This is a genomic window from Candidatus Limnocylindrales bacterium, assembly GCA_035571835.1.
Taxonomy (GTDB): domain Bacteria; phylum Desulfobacterota; class Binatia; order UBA1149; family CAITLU01; genus DATNBU01.
This window is the reverse complement of sequence record DATNBU010000038.1, coordinates 1-20,712: the sequence shown is the minus strand read 5'-3', so window position 1 is coordinate 20,712 and position 20,712 is coordinate 1. Positions and strand designations below refer to the sequence as shown.

The following is a 20,712-nucleotide window of genomic DNA, read 5'->3' as shown; positions in this document are numbered from 1 at the left end:
ATGCACAGCGGGCGAGGTTTACCAGCTAGCGCGCGGGGCTTCTGACCGACCGCTGCTAGCGCGCGGATCCTTTTGACCGACCGCGCTAGCGCGCGGGGCTTCTGACCGACCGCGCTAGCGCGCGGTCTTTGCCGCCATGCGCTCGACTGACCAGTCGCCGGAGAGGCTCGCGACGTCTTCGAGCGCGATCCACGCGAGCTCGTGCGACTCGTCGCTGACGACCAGCGGCTCGTCCGGATCGGCCTCGACGAGGAAACGGACGTCGTAGTGATGATGTTCGGCCTCGGACTTGCGCTCCGGGATCGGATGCACGTCGCAATCGAAGATTGCGTCGGAAACCGCACGCAGCGACGTAAGGCCCGACTCTTCGCGGGCCTCGCGCATCGCGACCGCAAGCACGTCGCACTCTCCATCGGCGTGCCCGCCGAGCTGCAGCCAGCGGTCGAGCTTGCGGTGGTGAGTCAGAAGGCAGCGCGACCGCGACGGATCGACGATCCATGCCGAGCCGGTCACGTGGCCGATCGCCAGCGAGCGCTCGAAGCAGTCGGCATGCGACTCGACGAAGCGCACGATGCGATCACGCGCGCGGGCATCGTGCTCGTCGAACGGCCGATAGGCGGCGAGCAGTGTGAGTAGCGGCTGCCGGAGCATTCAGCTCCATCGGAAGGAGCTGGTCAGCTCCACGCAAAAACCGGCTGCTCGAAATGGGCGACGCGGGTCTTGCGTCCCCAGATCGCGACCTCGCGAAGCTGATACAGAACCGCCGCGGTCGGTGCATGAACGTTCGTTCCCATCAGCGGAATCGAAATCACGGGGCGGGAGCTCTCGGGAATATTGCGGACCTGGGGAACTTCGGGATGCTCGAGCTCGGCGAGCGGTATGCGGTAGACTTCGGCCACTTCGGCCGGATTGGGAATCAGCTGGCAATCGCGCCGCGCCCACAAAACGACCGGCGTGATCACGTAACCGGAGCGCGTCGGATAGTCGTCGAGCAGGCCGAGCACGCGATCCGCGGAAAGAACCAGCCCGACTTCTTCCTCGAGCTCACGCAGAGCAGCCTGCGCTGCGGTTTCGCCATGATCGATGCGTCCGCCCGGAAGCGCCCACTGCCGGCTGTGCGAACGCATGCGCGCGGCGCGACGCGTGAGCACGAAGCACGGACGCTGCTCGTCGTCGGAAAGGATCGTCACGGCAACGGCCGCCGCTTTCAGGCACGAACGCGGATATGCCCGGCGCTCGAACGTATCGAGATTAGCGCTGATCCGGCGTCGTAGATCGCAATCGAACTGTAGACCCCCGCAGCTCATCGCAACGGGCAGAATAGCCCCGCACGACGCGTTGTCGAGCGTACTTCGTACTGCACGACACAGACGCGTGCGCAGCGCGGCATGCGATCGCTGGAGCCCGAGAGACGGCAATCACGCGGAGCAATCGGCGTGCCGGACAAAGTGAGCGTCGTTATCTTGCCGGCGATGCAGGGACTTCGGGCGGCGGCGCGGGTGCGTCCTTCTCGGGCGGACCCACCGATGCATCGTGCGGCGAGAGCGCTTCGACGGCGCTGACGACTGCGCTGATCAAAGTGGCGCGCATTTCGGGCGACAGCGCGTGCGATACCTTCGGCCACGAGCGCAGCGAAATGTCGTAGCCGTTGCTGCGCAGCGCCTCGACCGTCCAGTTGGCCCACTGCAGCGGAATGAGCCGGTCGGCTTCGCCGTGCAGCGCGATGATCTTCGGAAGCGGCCGCGTCTTCGGACGCTCGGCCGGCCACAGCGGCGACGGCAGGTAGCCGCTGACGGGAATCGCCTCTGCGATCAGGTCGGGATGGAGCGCCGCCATCTCGAATGAGAGAATTCCGCCTTGCGAGAAACCGCAGACGACGACGCGCCCCGGTCCGCCGCGCTGTTTCTTCAGCGATTCGACGAGCTGCGTGATGCGTTCCGCGGCCGCCTTGATGCCGTCGCCGAGCGCAGCCTGCCCTTCGTCGTCATCCGGCTGGAAGTCGAACCACGAGAAGCCGTCGTCGCCGTGCGGCATCGGCCCGCGCGGGAAGATCACGCGCGCTTTCGCCGGAAGATCGTCGAGGAGCAGGCGAAACGTCTCCGGATGATCCCCGAGACCGTGCATCGCGACCACGATCGGCACCGGGTCGGCGGTTGCCGCTCCTCCCGTCAGCACTTCGAGATACTGGAGCCCGCTCGTCTCGTCGCGAAGCAGCTGCTCGCCGTCGGCGTGCACGCCGGTCGCGACGGCGACACAGATCAGCAAAGCGGCGATGCGGCCGGCGGCGAGCGCAAGGCGCATGCTAGGTTGCCTCGACGGCGATCGTGCCCGACTCGAGCAGCGACTCGATCTGTCCGGGACCATAACCGGCCTCGGCGAGCACCTCGCGCGTATTCGCACCGATCACCGGGGCGATCGCGCCGACCTCGACGCGGCAACGGTCGAAGCGCGGCGCCGGACCCGGTCGGCTGATGCCGGCGGAGTCCACGAACGTGCCGCGCGCCGCCATGTGCGGATGGGACGCCGCCTCGCCGATCGACAGCACCGGCGCGAAGCATGCGTCACTGCCTTCGAGCAGCTCGCACCACTGGTCGCGCGTCTTCGTGCGAAACACCGCCGCCAGCGTCTCGCGCATGAGCGGCCACGCATCGCGATCGTGCTGACCGCCGATCTGATCTGCTTCGATCCCGAGGCGGGCGAGCAGCTCCGACCAGAACTGCGGCTCGATCGCACCGATCGCGACGAACTTGCCGTCGAGCGTCGCATAGGTCCCGTAAAACGGTGCGCCGCCGTCGAGGAAGTTCGCGGACCGCCGGTCCTGCCAGAACCCGATCTGCTGCATGACGTAGAAGATCGACATCAGCGACGCCGCGCCGTCGACCATCGCGGCATCGACGATGTCGCCTTTGCCCGAGCGCACGCGCTCGAGCAGCGCCGCCAGCACGCCGGTGACGAGGTAGAGCGCACCACCGCCGAAATCGCCGACGAGATTGAGCGGCGGCAGCGGAGCCTCGGCGCCGCCGATCGCGTGCAGCGCGCCCGTAAGGGCGACGTAGTTGATGTCGTGGCCGGCCGCCGTGGCCAGCGGCCCGGTCTGGCCCCAGCCGGTCATGCGACCGTAGACGAGGCGCGGGTTGCGGATCATGCACGCCTGCGGGCCGATGCCGAGACGCTCGGCGACGCCGGGACGGAAGCCTTCGAGCAGCACGTCAGCGTTCTCGGCGAGCCGCAGCACGACCTCGACGCCGCGCTCGCTCTTGAGGTCGACGGCGATCGAGCGCCGCCCGCGACCGAGAACGTCGAGGCGCGGATCGCTCCATGTGCTGGCCGGATCCGGTCGCGTGCGATCGATGCGCACGACGTCGGCGCCGAGATCGCCGAGCAGCATGCCCGCGAACGGCACCGGTCCGATGGCCGCAACTTCGAGGACACGCAGACCGGAAAGCGGGCCTGGACGGCGTCGCATGGCGCTGCATAGGGTTACGACCGGCCGAGGTCAAGGAAGCTCAGACACAGGCTCAGAACAGTCGGCCGACGAGCGCAGAGATCGCATGCTCGACGCGCAGCGGTCTCGTGCCGAGCGTGACCGGCCGCATTCCCGCCGCGCACAGCAGGTCGAGCTCGAAATCGGTGAAGCCGCCTTCGGGTCCGACGACGACCGTCACGCGCTCTGCCCCGGCGCGAGGACATGCCTGGCTCGACGCGGGATGCGCGACGATCGCGAGCGAGCCGCGCGCGCGCCCTGCGAGCTCGTCTTCGACGAACGGCCGCAGGCGGCGCCGCTGCTCGACGAGCGGCAGCAGCGTATCGCCCGCCTGCTCGAGCCCCTGCAGCAATTCATCGCGCATGGCGTCGTCGTCGAGCGCCGGACTTTGCCAGTACGATTTTTCGACCCGCTGCGCACCGGTGAGCACGACGTTCTTGATGCCGAACGCCGCGACCGCCGCGAGCACGCGGCGAAGGACTTTCGGGCGCGGCAGCGCGAGCACGAGCGTACAGGCAAGCGCCGCGGGCGGCGCGTGCTCGAGCGTGACGTCGAGCTCGACGCGGTCGGCGGAGCAACGCACGACAGTCCCGCTGCCGACGCGGCCGCCAAGAACGCCGACGCGGAGCGTGCGGCCGGGCTCGGCGCGGTGGACCAGCGCAACGTGGCGCGCGCGGCGCCCGCAGATCGTCGCGCGCGTGCCATCGAGCTCGTCGGGCTCGACGAGGACGAGATTCATTGCGCCGACTGCGAAAGGGACTCGAAGAAATCCTCGTCGAACTGCCACGGCCCGCGGCGCGTGCGGCAGTGCAGCGCCGCCTGGAGCGCCGACAGGAACCGTTCGCGCGGCCACTGCTCGGCGCCGAGGCTGGCAAGGTGGTCGTTTCGCACCTGGCAGTCGATCAGTGCGAAATCCCAGCGGTCGAGCTGACGCACCAGATGCACGAGCGCCACCTTGGAGGCGTCGCGCTCGCACGCGAACATCGATTCGCCGAAGAACGCCGCGCCGAGCGACACGCCGTAGAGACCGCCCACGAGCGTTCCCGATTTCCAGACCTCGACGCTGTGCGCGAAGCCGAGCTCGAACAGGGCGTCGTAGGCAGTGATCATGTCCTCGGTAATCCACGTGCCGTTCTGGCCGCGACGCACGACTGCCGCGCAGCTGCGGATGACATCACCGAACGCCCGGTCGAGCGTGACTTCGTACGCATCCGATCGGGCACGCCGGGCGAGCGAGCGATGCACGATGAGAGTCTTCGGCGTCAGCACGCCGCGCGGATCGGGCGAGAACCACAGGATCGGGGTCTCGTTGGTGTACCAGGGGAAGATGCCCATCGCGTAGGCGAGCAGCAGGCGGTCGGGCGTCAGATCGCCGCCGACCGCGAGCAGGCCGTTCGGCTCGGCTTCTTCGGGAGGCGGAAACGCCAGCGTTTTTCCCAGACGATAGACCGTCACACTTCGCCTCCACCGTGATAGTGCGTGTCGGCGCGCCCGGAATGCGAGGCGAGCGCCGCCGGACTACGGCGGTTTGTGACGGAGACTCTTAGCCCGTAAGTACGGCGCCGCAACCGCAATCGTTGCGGAATGCCGCGTCGGCGCGACGCGTCACAACGACGAACCGAAATGAGCGACACCACCACGACCGGCGGGCAAGGCGAGATGGAAATCGCCAAGGCCAGGCATCATTACCACGAGCTTCGCGTGCTGCGCGTGGTGCGCGAAACGCCCGACTCGAGCTCGATCGTCTTCGAAATCCCGCCCGAGCTCGCCCCGGTCTTCGAATACCAGTCGGGCCAGTTCCTGACGCTGCAGGTTCCGCACCGCGGCAAGCACCTCTATCGATGCTATTCGCTGGCGAGCTCGCCGGCCGTCGAGTCCGAGCACAAGGTTACGGTCAAGCGCGTCGCCGACGGGCGCATCTCCAACTGGATCAACGAGCACATTACCGCGGGCGACGTCGTCAAGGTGCTGCCGCCAGCCGGACAATTCGTTCTCGGCGCAGACGACGCCGACCTGCTGATGTTTGCCGGAGGCAGCGGCATCACGCCCGTCATCTCGATCGTAAAGACCGCTCTTGCCGGCGGGAAGAGAAGCGTGCGGCTCATCTACGCGAACCGCGACGAAGCCTCGATCATTTTCCGCCGCGAGCTCGACGAGCTTGCCGCGCGCCATCCGGACAGACTCGAGGTCGTGCATCGGCTCGACATCCGCGAAGGCTTCCTCGACGAAGCTGCGGTGCGGCGCCATCTCGACGGGTGCCGGCATCGCGAGATCTACATCTGCGGCCCCGGGCCGTTCATGGACACGATCGAGCGCACGCTGCTCGTCTCGGGCATCCCCGCGACCGCCGTGCACATCGAGCGCTTCACGTCGCTCGCCGAGGAGGACGAGGTCGCCGGCAGCGGCGCTCCGGTCAGGCGGATCGAGCTCACGCTCGACGGTGCGCGCCAGACCATCGAAGTGCGCGAAGGCGAAACCGTGCTTCACGCCGCCAAGAGGACCGGCCTCGAGCCGCCGTCGTCGTGCGAGAGCGGGTTCTGCGGCTGCTGCATGGCCAAGCTCGTGCGCGGCAAGGTGCACATGCTGCACAACGATTTCCTGAGCGAAGCCGAGCTCGCCGAAGGCTGGGTCCTTACGTGCCAGTCGGTGCCCGACACCGACGACTGCGCCGTCGAATACCCCGACTGAACCCATGCGCCGGGCGACCGCACTCGTTCTTCTCGCCTACGCAGCGGCTCTCATGCTGGCGATGATTGCGGGGCGCGCGATCGACGCGTCGCATCCGATCCTCGTCGCGCTGGTCGCCGACTGCGCTGCGACGATCGCCGTGTTCGCATTCAGCATGTCGTTCGACAACTCGAGCTTCTACGATCCGTACTGGAGCGTGGCTCCGTTCGCGATCGCGTCGTACTGGGAGGTGCCCGGCGGCAATCCGGTTCGACAGGGGCTGGTGCTGTTCGCGCTCGCGTTCTGGGGAGCGCGCTTGACGTGGAACTGGTACCGGCAGTGGCGCGGCCTCGAGCACGAGGACTGGCGCTACGTCGACATCCGCGCCAGGACCGGGCGCGCATGGCCGCTTGCGAGCTTTGCCGGCGTGCATTTCTTCCCGACGCTGATTGTCTTCGCCGGGCTGCTGCCGGTCTACTCGGCCATGTTCTCGCCTGCCCCGCTCGGCGCGCTCGACATCGCCGCGTTCTTCGTCGCCATCGGTGCGACCATCATCGAGGCCGTCTCCGACCAGCAGCTGCGCAGCTACGTGCTGATGCGGCGCAATCACGAAGAGATCCTCGCGAGCGGTCTGTGGAAGTACTCGCGGCATCCGAATTACTTCGGCGAAGCGACGTTCTGGTGGGGCCTTGCGCTGTTCGGCCTCGCCGCCGATCCGCACCTGTGGTCGGTTGCCGGAGCGGCCGCCATCACCGTGATGTTCGTGTTCATCAGCGTACCGCTGCTCGACGAGCGCAGCGCCGCGCGCCGGCCGGGCTACCGCGACCACATGCAGCGCGTTTCCGCGCTCGTCCCGATGCCGCCGCGCCGGCCGGCATCGTAGAGGCAACGGCGAGGCAGCACCGATGCAGCACATCGAAGTCAAAAGACATTTCAACGCCCCCGTCGACAAGGTCTGGGACGCGTACACCGACCACGCCGACTGGAAGAACTGGGCCGGCTTTTCCAACTCGTGGCTCGAAAAGCAGGGCTCGCCCGACAGGAACGGGATGGGCTGCATCCGCGGGTTCGGCTCGAACGGCGTCAACGTCTACGAGCAGGTCGTCGAGTGGGAGCCGAAGAAGCGCTTCGCGTACCGGATCATCCGCGGCGGCCTGCCGATGAAGGATCATCTCGGCGAGACCATCTTCGCCGCCGACGACGGCGGCACGCTCGTCACGTGGCGCTGCCGGTTCGAATCGCGCGTGCCCGGAATGGGATGGGCGATGCGGATGTTCGTCGAGCGCATCTTCCGCAATGCACTCGCCGGATTGGCGAAACGATATTTTCCGGAGCGATAGTCCGCCCGGGCCCGCCGGAAGCGGCGGCAGGTGATGTTTTGCTGCGACTCTACGACTTCCACGACTCCGGCAACGGCTACAAGGTCCGGCTGCTGCTCGCGCAGCTCGACATTCCGTACGAGTACGTCGAGGTCGACATTCTGGCCGGCGAGTCGCGCACGCCGGAGTTCCTCGCCAAGAACATCAACGGGCGCATCCCGCTGCTCGAGATCGAAGACGGACGCCGCCTGGCCGAGTCGAACGCGATCCTGGTCTACCTGGCCGATGGAACCCCGTTTCTTCCCCTCGGACGATGGGAGCGCGCCGAAGTGTTCCAGTGGATGTTCTTCGAGCAGTACAGCCACGAGCCGAACATCGCGACGTCGCGGTTCTGGCTGCGCCACACCGAGTTCGATTCGCATCGCCGGCGCCGCTACGCCGAGAAGATCAAGGACGGCGTCGCCGCTCTGCAGGTCATGGAGAAGCACCTCAGCACCAACACGTTCTTCGTCGGCGGCCGCTACACGATCGCCGACATCGCGCTGTACGCGTACACGCACGTTGCCGACGAGGGCGGCTTCGACCTGAGCCCGTTCCCGTACATCCGCGCGTGGCTCGAGCGGGTTCGCAGCCAGCCGCGCCACAAGCCGATGCTCGGTTGACCGCAAGCTAATTCGTCCTGTTTGATTTGTCGGCGCAGACGGGCTGACGATGTCCCCGAGGCTGCGCACGAAACGGGTCAAGCGCGGGCGAGGAGAAGGGTTCAGATGCGAGGCGGATTCCGGCGTAGAGAGGGAGTCGCACTTCCCGTGCGTCGACCGAACGAAGCCGGAATCCAACGAAGCAGATGTGGCCCTTATCGTCGTCCGCCCCGCAATCATGGAAAAACGATGGAGGAACCGACGTGTCTGAACACGAGCTACGCCGCAAACTGACCGAGCTTCGACGCGAGCTCGGCGAAGTCGGTGACGTCGATTCGGACCTCGAGCAGATGCTCGCCGAGATCCGTGCCGACATCGACGCCGTCATGGACAGGACCTCGCCTCATTCGTTGAGCGAGCGCCTGAGCGCGGCCATCGAGCGCTTCGAGACCAGCCATCCGAGCCTTGCGAGCGCGATGGGCGCGGTCGCCGACCAGCTCGCGCGCATGGGAATCTGAGCGGCAATGGCCAAGTTTCCGACCGAAATCGAAGAATCCGTGACCGTCCCTGCGCCGGTCGACGAAGTCTATGCGTTCCTGTGGGACGTCGTGGGCTCCTCGATCTGCATCCCGGGCATCGACCGCTGCGAGAGCGTCGGGCCCGAGACCTACCGTTTCATCTACAAGGAACGGTCGACCGGCCCGGTCAGCATGATCGTGCGCTACACCGCGCGCTACCGCGGCAACGGCAAGGACGAAATCACCTTCGAGGGAATCTCCGCCGGCGACGACAACACCGACGTGCGCGGCCAGCTTCGCCTTGCGGGCGAAGGTGCCAACACGCGCATCACGCTCAAGCAGAGGCTCGCTCCCGACACTCCCGTGCCGTGGCTGCTGCAGTCGCTGATCCGTTCGTTCGTCGAGGCCGAGACCGCCGGAGCCGCGCGCGACTACCTCGCCAACCTTCGCAAGTCGCTGACGAAAGCCTGATTCCGACGCTTACGGAATCGTCCACGGAGTTCGCATGAGAGCCTTCGTTACCGGCGCAACCGGCCTGCTCGGAAACAACCTCGTGCGCGCGCTCGAAGCCGCCGGCCATCAGGTCGTGGCGCTCGCCCGCGATCCGAGCAAGGCGTCGCGCGTGCTCGCAGGATGCTCTGCGGAGATCGTCGTCGGCGACATGAAACGCGTGTCGGACTTTGCCGGCGCACTCTCCGGCTGCGACGCCGTCTTTCACACCGCCGCGTATTTCCGCGAAGCCTTCGAGCCCGGATCGGACGAAGCCGAGCTCGACGAAATCAACATCGGCGGAACGATGAAGCTGCTCGATGCCGCCGACGCCGCGGCGGTGCGCTGCTTCGTGCACGTAAGCTCCGGAGGCACGATCGGCCGCAAGAGCGACGGCAGCCCAGGTGACGAGTCGACGCCGCCGCTTCCGATGCAGCGCGAGAATCCGTATTTCCGCAGCAAGCTGAAGGGCGATGCCGCGCTTGCCGCGTGGCGCAGCAAAAACGGCATCACGATCGTCGAGATCCTGCCCGGCTGGATCTGGGGACCGTGGGACGCCGCACCGACCGGCGCCGGAAAACTCGTCGCCGAGTTCACCGACGGAAAGATCCCGGCCAACATCGGCGGCGGAACCAGCGTGGTCGATGCGCGCGACGTTGCCGCCGCGATGATCGCTGCTGCCGTTCGTGCGAGCGCACCGCGCGCCGCATCCGCGATACCCGGCGCGTCAGCTGCGTCGAGTTCATCGGGCGCATCCGCACCATCGGGCACGTCCGCCGGTGCTGCGCCCGCCATCGAAAAATACATCGTCGGCGGCTGCTTCTGCTCGATGAAGGAGATCATGGACCATCTCGCGGTGGTGACCGGCGTTCCTGCGCCGCGCTTCGAGATTCCGTTCGTCGTGCTGCTCGCCTACGCGTACGGCTGCGAAGCCTGGGGCCGGCTGACCGGCGGCGCGCCGCTGGTTACGCCGCTGGCCGTGCGCACCATGCACGCGCGGATCTCGCTCGATTCGTCAAAGGCTGCGCGCGAGCTCGGCGTGACGTTCCGTGACGTCGCCGAGACGTTCCGCGACAGCGCCGACTGGCAGCGCAAGCACCGCGAAATCGGGGACAGACACTGATTTCTGGAAATCGGTGTCTGTCCCCGATTTCGGCCGGCAAAAGACTCGAGTTGAAAAGCCCGCCGTTCCGCCGCACAAGCGCGCGATGCCGTACGTCGCACCCAAGGGAATTTCCGACTTTCTCCGCCACCACTACCGGCACTTCAATGCCGCGACCGTCGTCGATGCCGCCCAGGGCTACGTCGACTTCCTCGCCGGCGGCAACCACATGCTGCTGACGATGGCCGGCGCGATGAGCACCGCCGAGCTCGGCATCTCCGTCGCCGAAATGATCCGTCGCGGCAAGGTGCACGCGATCACGTGCACCGGCGCCAACCTCGAGGAAGACATCTTCAACCTGGTGGCGCACGATCATTACGTTCGCGTGCCGCACTACCGCCAGCTCGGGCCGCAGGATGAAGTCGAGCTGCTCGAGCGGCATCTCAATCGCGTGACGGACACGTGCATTCCGGAGGAGGAAGCGATCCGCCGTCTCGAGCACGTCGTGCTCGACGAATGGATGGCCGCCGACAAAAGCGGCGAGCGCTACTTTCCGCACGAGTTCTTCTATCGGCTGATCGACTCGGGCGTGCTGAAGCAGCACTACCAGATCGATCCCGCCGACAGCTGGATGGTCGCCGCGTGCGAGAAGAAACTGCCGATCTTCGTTCCGGGATGGGAGGACTCGACGCTCGGCAACATCTACGCGTCGCACTGCATCCGCGGGACGGTGGGGAACGTGCACACCGTGCGCTCCGGCATCGAGTACATGATGTCGCTGTCGGACTGGTACCAGAAGACCACCGTGGACAAGTCGATCGGCTTCTTCCAGATCGGCGGCGGCATTGCCGGCGACTTCCCGATCTGCGTCGTGCCGATGATGCGGCAGGACCTGCAGCTCGAGCACATCAAGCTGTGGGGATATTTCTGCCAGATCAGCGATTCGACGACGAGCTACGGCTCATACTCGGGCGCCGTGCCGAACGAGAAGATCACGTGGGAGAAGCTCGGCGTCGACACGCCGCGCTTCGTGATCGAGTCGGACGCGACGATCGTCGCGCCGCTCGTGTTTGCGTACGTGCTCGAGTCCTCGCACTAGGCCTACGAAATCGGGGACAGACACCGATTTCCGGAAATCGGTGTCTGTCCCCGATTTCTGTCTTCGTCAGTTGCAGCCCGTGCAGGCGCCCGGGGTCCCGCGGAACTGGCCGGTGGTGATGAACCACTGCGAGTCGCTCGCATTCTCGGGATTGATCTGCTCGTTGACGTGGTAGTGGTAGACGGGCGTCCCCGGACTGTCGACCGTCACGCTGGTGTGGGCACCGTACGCATCGAGATCGGTCGGTAACGAGTTATCGGGATCGCGCCTTCCGTAGATCGGATAGCCGTCGCGCATCACGCCGACGAAGCTCGAGTCGTCGTACGTGATCGCGTACGGCTCGCTGTGGTAGTGGTACTTGCCCGTATTCTGCGGATGCGCACCGCAGCGATCGAACGTCGCAGCCTCGTCGAAGATGTTGTCGCCCGGCGCCGCGAAGTTTCCGAAAATCGGCACACCGTTGATCGACAGGCCGACGACGGCGGTTCCGTTCATCGTCTGGGCGGTCGTATTCGGCGAAGCCGGGAATGTCAGCGAATAGCTCTGCGCCGCGATCGTGTTCGGGTTCTGGATACCGCCCGTGTAGGTCTCGTGGCACGGATTCGCGTTCGCGAAGTAGTTGCTCTTGTAGTCCGGCTGGCCGTCGGATTGGGCCGTTACGTTCGAACCGGATTTTCCGAGCGTGACGCGGCACGAGAATTTGAGCCAGTAGCCGGTCAGGCCGAGCGCGCCGCGGCTCGCATCGCACGCGCTCGTGTCGCGGTCGAGAAGCCCGCAGTCGTTCGGGCTCGGCGTTCCGATGACCGTCGTGTTGTCGTTGAGCGTGCACGAGTCGGGTGCCGTCGTGGTTGTGGTCGTCGTGGTGGTCGTTGTCTGGTTTGCGGTGGTGACGAGGCTCGTCACGCAATCGTCGACCAGGGCTTCGAGCGCCGGTCCCGTGTCGGTGCAGTTGCCGAGGCTGTCGGCCTTGACGATGGCCGAGTCGAACTTGTCCTCGGCCTTCGAAAGGCAGTCGGACGCCGCCGAGCCGCCGCCGAGCACGCCTTTCTGCCAGCATTTCATCTTGGCGCTGGTCTTCTTGCCGACCGCCTTCATCTTGTAGGCCGCGCAGGCGACGTCTCCGCTGATCGCCGACGCGAAGCTCGTGATGCAGGCTTCTACGCCGTCTCTCGCGTCGCCGTAGTTGCCGGTGACCTCGCAGCCGCCTTTGCCCTCCGCGCTCGAAAACGACGAAGACAGTTTTCCTTCCGCGCCGGTGATGCACGCACCGTCGACCGCCGTCTCGGACAGCGTCGCCTTCTGGTGACATTTCGCTTCGGCGTAGACGGCCGCGCCGGTCGCCTTGAGCTTGGACCCGTTGCACTTCTCGGAAGCCGTCGGAGCTGCGATGCTCGACGAGGCCAGGACGACCACAAACCCGATCGCAAAGATTAAGTGTGCTCCAAGAGCTCGCCTCTGCATGATTTCCTCCCGCAATGCCCGCTGCTCAGCCGGCGTCGCGGTCCATTATTGGGAAATCGGCCTTACGGCAAGAGGCAATTGCGGAGCGGACAGACGCGAGCGGCGCCGTTCGTTCTCCGCAACGGCGCCGCTCGAATCACGATTTACTTTCCGGCTTTCTTCGCCTCTTCGTCCTGAACCGCGGCCATCGCATCGTACTCGGCGGCCAGCTGCTCAGCCGCCTTCCCCAGACTCTCGCAGTGAGCGCGCATGTTCGATGCGCCGGTATCTGCCTTGCTGACGAAGGATGCCGCCATGTCCTTGTGGGTCTTGACGACGGCCCGCTGGTCAGCGGCCTTCTCGCGGTAATAGGCAGCCAGCGCCTGGTGCTGTGCGGCGGTCGTCGCCGTCTCTGCCGCAATGGCCTCGAGACTCTTCGCCGACTCGCCGGCAAAGCCCATGGCGGGGAGCGCAAGCAGCGCGCAGAGGCCTGTCAGGGCGATGATCGCATTGGTCTGGAGGATTGCTTTCGTTCGGTAGGTTGCTTTCACGGGTCGATCTCCTGTTCGGTTCTCGATGCGTCCTGGCTGGCACACCGGTTAGGGGTCCCTCGCCGCGTACTATGCAAAGGCCGCGCCACCGGAGCCAGCACGCCAAAAAGGCCTCGGTTCTCGGGAATGGTGGTGAGCTCCACTTTTCCCGCGAATGCGCAGTTCGCAAGTGTGGAGTCGAAACGCAGCCGGTTTCTCAGCTCCCGGAATGACAGTGAGGAGGCAAGCGGCCGATCGCTGAAGCTATCGTGCCCGCAGCGCGAAGTCGGCCGCGGCCTTCAGCTCCGCCACCGCCTCGACGATCGCTGCCGATAGCGGGCCAATCTCCGGCGCGAGGTCCGGGCAGGTGACCACGCCGATGTCGAGCGCGTCCTCGTAGCTGAACACCGTGACGTTGAGCGCCGCGCCCTCGAGGATCGGTCCGAGCGGATACACTGCGAGCACGCGCGCGCCGCCGGCATAGAACGGAAACGGTGGTCCCGGCACGTTCGAGACCACCAGGTTGTGCACCGGCGCATGCCGCTCGGCCATGCGCAGCGCCGAGTACAGCTGCATCGCCTGCGCGAACAGCAGCGGCGGCAGCAGCTCGACCCAGTCGCCGAGAAGGTCCGTTCCCATCGACGCCATCATTTTCTTCGACGTCGCCGCATTGCGGCTGACCTCGGCCAGGATCTCGGCCGGATCCGACAGATGCACCGGAAGCCCGACGAACATCGCCGAAACGCGGTTGAAGCTCTCGGCTTCCTCTCCGGTCTTTTCGCCGGTCTTGCGCGCCGAGACCGGCACCGACGCGATCAGCTGGCGATCGGGCAGCACGCCCGCGCTGTCGAGCCGGCGGCGCATCGCGATCGCGCAGGCCGCGAGCACGACGTCGTTGACCGTCGCACCGAATGCGTTCTTGATCGCCTTGACGTCCGGGAGCGCGGCGCGCGCGAACGACACCGCGCGCCGCGGCGTCAGCGAATGGCTGAACGGCGTCAGCGGCGCCGCCATCGGCAGCGTGACGTTCTCGCTCTCGGAAAGCGCGACCACCGCTTCGGCCGCCGACATCAGCGTATCGGTCACGACGCTGACCGCGCGGATCGGATCGCCGACGCGCGCCGCGATCGACGCCGCCGCCAGATTGAAGAGGGACGGCGCGGCTTCGTCCTCGCCGTAGCCTTCCGGATAGACGTCGCGCTCGGGCGCGATCGCCTCGAGATCGTAGATCTCCTGCAGCATCTGCGATCCCGACACGCCGTCGACGATCGCGTGATGAACCTTCGCAAGGATCGCAAGGCGGCCACCTTCGAGACCTTCGAGCAGGCAGAACTCCCACAGCGGCCGGTCGCGGCGCAGCTGCTGGCCCGCGTAGTGGCCGACGAACGCTTCGAACTGCTCCTGTGTTCCCGGCGCCGGCAGCTCGGCCCGGATGATGTGCGACGCGAGCTCGACGCGCGCGTCGATCCAGGCCGGATGGTCGAGACCGAGCGGAAACTCGACGAGGCGGCGGCCGAAGGCCGGAAGCGCGAGCAGCCGGCGCACGTATTCGGCGCGCGCCGCCTCGAAGTCGTAGCCGCCGGGGATCGTCGACGGATCGACGATGGTGACGCCGAGCCCGTGCATGTGCTGGGCCGGCGTCTCCATGTAGAGGAAAGCCGCGTCCACGCCGGAGAGTCGTTGCATGTCGTTTTCCTCCGTCGCCCCGCGTCACCGAGGTGGGGGCGCGAGCCTACTCTCGTGCGTAAGGCGAAGAAATCGTCTATAGGGGCCGCGTCATGCCGTACGTCGAAGGCCGCGTCGTTCACGACGCCGATTCGCACATCGTCGAGACTCCCGACTGGCTCGATCCGTTTCTTCCGCGCGACGTGCGCCAGAGGATGCCGCGCCTCGGGCTTTCCGCCGTGCGGCCCGGCGAGCACAAGCTGATCGACAAGGCGCGCCGCGACCACCACGACCCCGCTTATCGCGCGCTCGACGAGGAGCAGATCCTGCTTCGCAAGAACTGGAGCGCCACCGGCTCGTTCCTCAAGGAAGACCGGCCGCGTGCGCTCGACCTGCTCGGCTTTTCGAGCCAGCTCGTGTTCAACACGTTCCTCAGCAAGTACCTCGTCGACCTCGAGCACAGCGACGACGTCGACCTCGCGTACGAAGTCGCCACCGGACACAACCGCGCGATGATCGATTTCTGCGGGACCGACAAGCGGCTGATCGCCACGTGCTACGTCCCGCTGGCCGATTTCGAGCTCTCCGAGCGCGCCGCCGGCGAAGCCATCGCGATGGGCGCCAAAGCACTGCTGGTGCCGTCGGACTGTCCGGTCGGCCACTCGCCGAGCCACGTCGGCCTGTATCCGGTGTGGGCGCAGGCCGCCGAGGCCGGCGTTCCGATCCTGTTTCATGTCGGGGGCGGCGGCGAGCTTCTCGATCCGGAGTATTTCAACAACGGCCTGCCGCCGATTCCCGACTTCCACGGCGGCGACGAGAACTTCCGCTCTGTAGACTACATGGCCATTCCCGGACCGCCCGCGCAGACGCTGGCCACGCTGATCTTCGACCGCGTGCTCGATCGCCATCCGGATCTCAAGTTCGGAGTCATCGAGCAGGGCGCGTCGTGGGTTCCGGGCTGGATGCGGATGATGGATTCGGCCGTCGCCGCGTTCTCGAAGATGGAAGAGCGGCTGCGCGCGCTGTCGGCGCTGCCGAGCGAGATCGTGCGGCGCCAGGTCCGTGTGACGCCCTACCCGTCCGAAGACGTCGGCTGGATCATCGAGCAGGCCGGCGAAGAGGTCTGCCTGTTTTCGAGCGACTATCCGCACGTCGAAGGCGGCCGCAATCCGATCCGCCGCTTCGAAGGAACGATGAAGGGGCTATCGCAAAACGCCGTCGAGCGCTTCTACAGATTGAACTTCGAGGATCTGATGGGACAATCGCTGGCTTCCTGAGCCCGCGATGCCAGCCCTGCAATCTCATCCGCCGCGCGCGGTTCCTCCGCTACGCTCCGCTCCTGCGCCACATTCCGCTCCTGCGCCGCGTGCGCCGCGCCAGCTTCACCAGACTTCGGGCCGCTCGGCCTACGGCCTCGCGCTCGCCGTCACCACCGTGTCGATGTGGTCGATCCTGCCGCTCGGGCTCAAGATCGCGCTCGGGCGGCTCGATGCGATGACGCTTACGTGGATCCGCTTTCTTGCCGCCACTGCGTTTCTCGGCGTGCTGCTGCGCGCGCGCGGAAGCATGCCCATGCTTCGCGGCTTCGCGCGGCATCACTGGGTGCTGCTCGGCATTGCCGCCGTCGGTCTTGCGGGCAATTACGGGCTCTACGCGCTCGGGCTCCAGTACACGAACGCCGGAACCGCGCAGGTCGTCATCCAGATTGCGCCGATGCTGTTCACGCTCGGCGGCATCGTGTTCTTCAAGGAGCGCTTCTCGGTCGTGCAGTGGCTCGGGTTCTTCGTGCTCGTGGTCGGGCTCGGCGTGTTCTCGTCGGACCAGATCTCGCACATGCTGAGCGGCCTCGACCGTTACTACGCGGGTCTCGTCTTCATCGTGATCGGGGCGATTGCATGGGCAGCCTACGGGCTTGCGCAAAAGCAGCTGCTCGAGCGCATGGGGTCGGCGCAGATCATGCTTTGCCTTTATGCTGCCGGAGCATTGATCTTCCTGCCGCTCTCGTCACCGTCGACGCTGGTGCTGATGAACCACGTCGAGGTCGCGGCCGTAGTGTTCTGCATCGTCAACATGGTGGTATCGTACGCGACGTTTTCCGAGGCGCTCGCGCACGCCGAGGCCACGCGCGTGAGTGCGATTCTTGCGATCACGCCGCTCGGGACGCTTCTTGCCGTGCACGTCGCGTCGCTCGTGAATCCGGTGATCTTCACGGCCGAGCCGGTCAGTCACGCAGGGATTGCAGGCGCAATGCTGGTCGTTGCCGGGTCGCTGATGACGTCGCTCGGACGAAGCGGTCGTTGACTCGGCCGTGGGCAGGCCCGTATAGGGTTTCGTGAACCGACTCCGCCTTCTCGTCACGGTTGTGTGCCTCGCGGCGTTCCGGTCGCAGGCATCGGCGACGGACCTGAGTGGACATTGGGTTAACGACCGCGGAACGCTGTTCGAGATCTCCCAGACAGGCGACGCGGTCTCGATACCGATGCCCGCCTTCAACAGTGCGTTCCCTTACGGAACCCTGGATTCGACGCTCAGCGGAAGCACGCTGGCGGGCCAGTACGGAGGCCTCCCGTTCCGGGCACGCGTCCTTGCCGGCGACGGCGTAATCGACGCAAATCTTCCACTCATCTTCGGATTCAATGCGGGGAATATTCGCCTGGTGGCGACGCGCTGCGAATGTTTCGACGGCAACACCACCAACAGCGACGGCTGCGATGCGCGCTGCCGCGTCGAGCCGTGCTTCTCCTGCGAAGGTGAGCCGAGCATCTGCACGCCGCTCGGAGATGGCGCCGCATGCAGCGATCACCACGATTGCACCAGCGGCGAGACGTGCAGCTCCGGCGTCTGCAGCGGCGGCACCACCGTACCTTCCTGCATCGACATGACTGGCCGCTGGAAAGTCGAAACCTCCGGGGGAAATCCTGGTTTTCTCCTCGAAGACCTGCGCGACGTCGAGCAGCGCGACGGCATCGTTCGATTCAGCCGACCCACGACCGGCGGCGCGGAAGTCGGGACGCTCGACCAGGCAACGCGCAGTCTCGAGCTCTCCGGCGCAGTACTTTACGGAGACGCGCCGTACTTCTACTCGTCCCTCAACGAAGCGATCGGAAGCTGTGACGTGTCGCTTGCGGGCACGGTCAGTGCCGATGGCCAGACATTCAGCGGCTCGGGATCCGGGGGCAATACGACCATTCAGGTCATCCTGCACCAGGCGTTTCCCGGTCTGTGCGGCGGCGACTTCGCGTTCTCACAGACTGCCCATCGATGCGCCGACGGCGAATGCCTCGTTGTGCCCGATGAATGCCCGCCGTGCCAAACGGGCAACGCTCCGAATCGATGCGTGCCCGGTCCGCGTCCGGGTTGCCTCCACTCGCTCGATCCCGCGCGGAGCAAGCTACAGATCCTTGCAGCAGATCCGGACAAGCAGCGGCTGACGTGGCAGTGGACGGACGGGGCCGCCGTGCCATCGCGCATGCTCGGGGATCTTTCGCTCGGCAGCGGCCTGCAGGTCTGCATCTTCGATGCGAATTCCAATGTGTTGTTCCGGGCCTACTGGAATCCGTACGATCGCGGGTGGGATACCAGGGACGGGGTTTCGTTCAGCCAGACCGTCTTTACCCCCGGCGGACAGCTAAAGAAGGAACGCGTATCGATCGAGCCAGGCGCCGACAAACAGAGCGAGCTCAAAATCTCTGCATACAACGGTGGTCTCGGCTCCGGGATCGACCCGGAATACGGCATTCCCGGCAGCGGCCTTCCGCTTTCTCCCTTCGATCTTCCGCTTCGAATTCAGGCAACGATCGACCGGGGCGGCGCGTGCTTCGAATCGAAAGTCGATTCGACGACAGTCCGCAAGAATGCGGACGGGAGTTTCAAGGGAAAAGCAGCCGAGTAGCGCGGACCCTTCCAACGATCCGCTAGCGCGGATCGAGGCCGATCTGCTTCAGCCGGTGGCGGATGTCGCTGAAGGTCGAGCCGAGGAACGCTCCGCCGCCCATCAGCGCGCCGAATCCTCGCAGAAGGTCGCCGACGAATTCCTCGGTGCGTTTCTTCTCGGCTTCGGTCGCGTGCTCGAACTTGTTCGCGAGGTACATCACGCCGAAGCCTGCGTGGCGCGATTCGTCGCGCAGCACGCCGCGCATGAGGTCGCGCAGCAGCGGGTCGGGACTTTCGTTCTGGAAGATCTGGAAAAGGCCGACCGCAATGCCCTCGAGAAAGATCTGCATGCCGACGATCTTCTCGCCGTAGAAGTCGCTGTCGAGGATGCGGTGCACGATGCCTTCGAGCATCGGATCGATCGGCGAGTCGACACCGAGCTTGTCGAGATAGCGGCCGAACACTTCCACGTGGCGGGCCTCGTCGATGATCTGGCCCGCGAGGCACATGCGCGCCTCGAGCTCGTCGCACTGGTTGACGAGCTGCGCCGACAGCGCGAGCGCCGCCTGCTCTCCGAAGAACAGCTGCGTGAACGTGGACGCGCGGCGCTCGGCGGCCATGCGGTCGAAGTCCTCGCGCGAGATGCTCGACGCGTACGGCGCGTAGGATGCTTCCGAGAAGTTCACGATCGGGCGCGACCAGTCGACTTCGCTCGTCGCGTTCCACTGAAGGAGCTTGGTCTTCTCGTAAAGGTCGAGCTGCGACGGCATCTCGATCCTGAGCTTGCTGTGCCAGAGGGGGCGGTCGGTCGTCCTCGTGTTCATGGGGCTGGAGTTTCGGCCTGAAAAGTGGCGGATGCCAGCGTCAGGCTACGCCCGGCCCCGCGCGGGAGGGGAACAATGCGTCCGCAGGCACCGTTACGTCCGGCGCTGCGTCAAGGTCGAGAATCGAGCCGGATGCGAACCGCCGGATATCCGAGTACACGCGAAGCTCGGGATTCACTGAGCGATAGACCTCTACCCACTCTTCCGCCGGGTTGACGATCCAGTAGTTGTTCACTCCTGCAGCGGCGTAGATCCGGGTCTTCGACAATCGATCCTGCGCCACCGTGCTGATGGAAACCTCCACGACGAGAAGGGCCGTGGAGGGATGCCGGTGGACATCAGCTGCGTGAGTCCCAGCTCTAAGGTCCGCACGACGCCGGCACGTCGATGAGATGGCTGCAGCACGAGATGTAGTTGTAAGACTGCTCGTGATCCGGACAGATGCTGTAGTACCAGTCGACGCCCGTCAGGTTGGCGCCGGCAAACGTCGCGTCCGAGATGTTACAGTCACGGAAGGTCGCTCCCGTGAGATCGAAACCTGCAAAGTTGACGCCGGTAAAATCGGCGTCCTCCATGGTCGCACCCGGACCGACGAGAGTATTCGCGATGCATGCCCACCCCGGCGGCAGAGCCGCGGGGCACCCGGCGAGTGAGCTTGCAGAGACCCGCGTCAACGTCGCAGTGCTCATGTCCGCATTCGTGAGGTTGGCGTGATCAAGCCTCGCGTACGAAAGGTTGGTGCCGGCAAACACCGTACCCGTAAGATTGGCGTGCACGAGCACGATGGAATCGAGGTTCAGTCCGGAAAAATCGACCCCCGACAAGTTGGCGTAGTTCAGTCCGGCGAACGGACCGACGAGCATCCCCGATAAACAAACCCAATTGGACGGCAACGCGGCGGGGCACCCGACGATACCAATCGCGTGGACGAGTGAGAAGTCGGCATTTGTGAAATCGGTTCCGGCAACATTCGCGCCGTCGAGCGTGGTGCTTTCAAAATCAGCATTGGTGCAAATCGCGCTGGAAAGGTCTGCGTTGGCAAAATACGCGCCTCCAGCGTT

23 protein-coding genes are annotated in these 20,712 nt (G+C 65.7%); 11 read left to right on the top strand and 12 right to left on the bottom strand.

Annotated features, from left to right (window positions below):
* Nucleotides 1-114: 114 nt before the first annotated feature.
* The 6 genes from VN634_16860 to aat form a co-directional block, all read right to left on the bottom strand.
* Nucleotides 115-651 carry an NUDIX hydrolase gene (locus VN634_16860; protein ID HXC52555.1) on the bottom strand — a complete coding sequence of 179 codons (537 nt, stop codon included), beginning with the start codon at nt 649-651 and terminating at the stop codon, nt 115-117.
* A gap of 23 nt (nt 652-674) precedes the next feature.
* Nucleotides 675-1,190 carry a CoA pyrophosphatase gene (locus tag VN634_16855; GenBank protein HXC52554.1) on the bottom strand — a complete coding sequence of 172 codons (516 nt, stop codon included), beginning with the start codon at nt 1,188-1,190 and terminating at the stop codon, nt 675-677.
* Between the two features lie 268 nt (nt 1,191-1,458).
* Nucleotides 1,459-2,301 carry an alpha/beta fold hydrolase gene (locus VN634_16850; protein HXC52553.1) on the bottom strand — a complete coding sequence of 281 codons (843 nt, stop codon included), beginning with the start codon at nt 2,299-2,301 and terminating at the stop codon, nt 1,459-1,461.
* A gap of 1 nt (nt 2,302) precedes the next feature.
* On the bottom strand, nt 2,303-3,466 hold the full coding sequence (locus VN634_16845; protein HXC52552.1) for a CaiB/BaiF CoA-transferase family protein: 1,164 nt from the start codon (nt 3,464-3,466) through the stop codon (nt 2,303-2,305).
* Between the two features lie 52 nt (nt 3,467-3,518).
* Entirely contained in the window at nt 3,519-4,223 is a 705-nt protein-coding gene (locus VN634_16840) for a 16S rRNA (uracil(1498)-N(3))-methyltransferase (GenBank protein HXC52551.1), read from the bottom strand.
* Nucleotides 4,220-4,939: a leucyl/phenylalanyl-tRNA--protein transferase gene (aat, locus tag VN634_16835; protein HXC52550.1), complete on the bottom strand. Its 720-nt coding sequence runs from the start codon at nt 4,937-4,939 to the stop codon at nt 4,220-4,222. The genes VN634_16840 and aat overlap by 4 nt, the downstream gene beginning before the upstream one ends.
* Before the next feature lie 168 nt (nt 4,940-5,107).
* On the opposite strand from aat, the gene VN634_16830 reads away from it, so the two are divergent.
* The 8 genes from VN634_16830 to VN634_16795 all read left to right on the top strand — a co-directional run bounded on the left by VN634_16830 (nt 5,108) and on the right by VN634_16795 (nt 11,319).
* Nucleotides 5,108-6,172, top strand: a complete 1,065-nt coding sequence (locus tag VN634_16830) for a ferredoxin--NADP reductase (protein ID HXC52549.1) — start codon at nt 5,108-5,110, stop codon at nt 6,170-6,172.
* A 4-nt stretch (nt 6,173-6,176) separates the two neighbouring features.
* Nucleotides 6,177-7,034 carry a DUF1295 domain-containing protein gene (locus tag VN634_16825; GenBank protein HXC52548.1) on the top strand — a complete coding sequence of 286 codons (858 nt, stop codon included), beginning with the start codon at nt 6,177-6,179 and terminating at the stop codon, nt 7,032-7,034.
* Nucleotides 7,035-7,056: 22 nt separating this feature from the next.
* Nucleotides 7,057-7,491 carry an SRPBCC family protein gene (locus VN634_16820; GenBank protein HXC52547.1) on the top strand — a complete coding sequence of 145 codons (435 nt, stop codon included), beginning with the start codon at nt 7,057-7,059 and terminating at the stop codon, nt 7,489-7,491.
* 38 nt (nt 7,492-7,529) lie between these two features.
* Nucleotides 7,530-8,132 carry a glutathione S-transferase family protein gene (locus tag VN634_16815; protein HXC52546.1) on the top strand — a complete coding sequence of 201 codons (603 nt, stop codon included), beginning with the start codon at nt 7,530-7,532 and terminating at the stop codon, nt 8,130-8,132.
* A 242-nt stretch (nt 8,133-8,374) separates the two neighbouring features.
* A complete protein-coding gene (locus VN634_16810) occupies nt 8,375-8,629 on the top strand; it encodes a DUF4404 family protein (protein ID HXC52545.1) in 255 nt (84 codons plus the stop codon).
* A 6-nt stretch (nt 8,630-8,635) separates the two neighbouring features.
* The gene (locus VN634_16805; GenBank protein HXC52544.1) at nt 8,636-9,100 is read left to right on the top strand and encodes an SRPBCC family protein; all 465 of its coding nucleotides are present in this window, start codon (nt 8,636-8,638) and stop codon (nt 9,098-9,100) included.
* Between the two features lie 34 nt (nt 9,101-9,134).
* Nucleotides 9,135-10,241: an NAD-dependent epimerase/dehydratase family protein gene (locus VN634_16800; protein ID HXC52543.1), complete on the top strand. Its 1,107-nt coding sequence runs from the start codon at nt 9,135-9,137 to the stop codon at nt 10,239-10,241.
* Nucleotides 10,242-10,326: 85 nt separating this feature from the next.
* Nucleotides 10,327-11,319: a deoxyhypusine synthase family protein gene (locus VN634_16795; GenBank protein HXC52542.1), complete on the top strand. Its 993-nt coding sequence runs from the start codon at nt 10,327-10,329 to the stop codon at nt 11,317-11,319.
* 66 nt (nt 11,320-11,385) lie between these two features.
* Here VN634_16795 and VN634_16790 read toward each other — a convergent pair whose 3' ends face one another.
* From VN634_16790 to VN634_16780, 3 genes are all read right to left on the bottom strand, one after another.
* On the bottom strand, nt 11,386-12,732 hold the full coding sequence (locus VN634_16790) for a YHYH protein (protein HXC52541.1): 1,347 nt from the start codon (nt 12,730-12,732) through the stop codon (nt 11,386-11,388).
* Nucleotides 12,733-12,923: 191 nt separating this feature from the next.
* Entirely contained in the window at nt 12,924-13,310 is a 387-nt protein-coding gene (locus VN634_16785) for a hypothetical protein (protein HXC52540.1), read from the bottom strand.
* A gap of 243 nt (nt 13,311-13,553) precedes the next feature.
* The gene (locus VN634_16780; protein ID HXC52539.1) at nt 13,554-14,975 is read right to left on the bottom strand and encodes a wax ester/triacylglycerol synthase family O-acyltransferase; all 1,422 of its coding nucleotides are present in this window, start codon (nt 14,973-14,975) and stop codon (nt 13,554-13,556) included.
* Between the two features lie 92 nt (nt 14,976-15,067).
* On the opposite strand from VN634_16780, the gene VN634_16775 reads away from it, so the two are divergent.
* The 3 genes from VN634_16775 to VN634_16765 are packed head-to-tail and all read left to right on the top strand — an operon-like array spanning nt 15,068 to nt 18,846.
* Nucleotides 15,068-16,231, top strand: coding sequence for an amidohydrolase family protein (locus VN634_16775; protein ID HXC52538.1), 1,164 nt, complete (start codon nt 15,068-15,070; stop codon nt 16,229-16,231).
* A 7-nt stretch (nt 16,232-16,238) separates the two neighbouring features.
* The gene (locus VN634_16770) at nt 16,239-17,255 is read left to right on the top strand and encodes a DMT family transporter (GenBank protein ID HXC52537.1); all 1,017 of its coding nucleotides are present in this window, start codon (nt 16,239-16,241) and stop codon (nt 17,253-17,255) included.
* Nucleotides 17,256-17,286: 31 nt separating this feature from the next.
* Complete coding sequence (locus tag VN634_16765; GenBank protein ID HXC52536.1) at nt 17,287-18,846, top strand: hypothetical protein; 1,560 nt, start codon at nt 17,287-17,289, stop codon at nt 18,844-18,846.
* A 22-nt stretch (nt 18,847-18,868) separates the two neighbouring features.
* Here the strand turns inward: VN634_16765 and VN634_16760 are convergent, their stop codons facing one another.
* From VN634_16760 to VN634_16750, 3 genes are all read right to left on the bottom strand, one after another.
* Complete coding sequence (locus tag VN634_16760) at nt 18,869-19,651, bottom strand: ferritin-like domain-containing protein (protein ID HXC52535.1); 783 nt, start codon at nt 19,649-19,651, stop codon at nt 18,869-18,871.
* Between the two features lie 40 nt (nt 19,652-19,691).
* The gene (locus tag VN634_16755) at nt 19,692-20,045 is read right to left on the bottom strand and encodes a Uma2 family endonuclease (protein HXC52534.1); all 354 of its coding nucleotides are present in this window, start codon (nt 20,043-20,045) and stop codon (nt 19,692-19,694) included.
* Nucleotides 20,011-20,712 (bottom strand): pentapeptide repeat-containing protein (locus VN634_16750; GenBank protein ID HXC52533.1); only part of this gene is annotated, 702 nt, incomplete at its 5' end. The genes VN634_16750 and VN634_16755, both read right to left, overlap by 35 nt.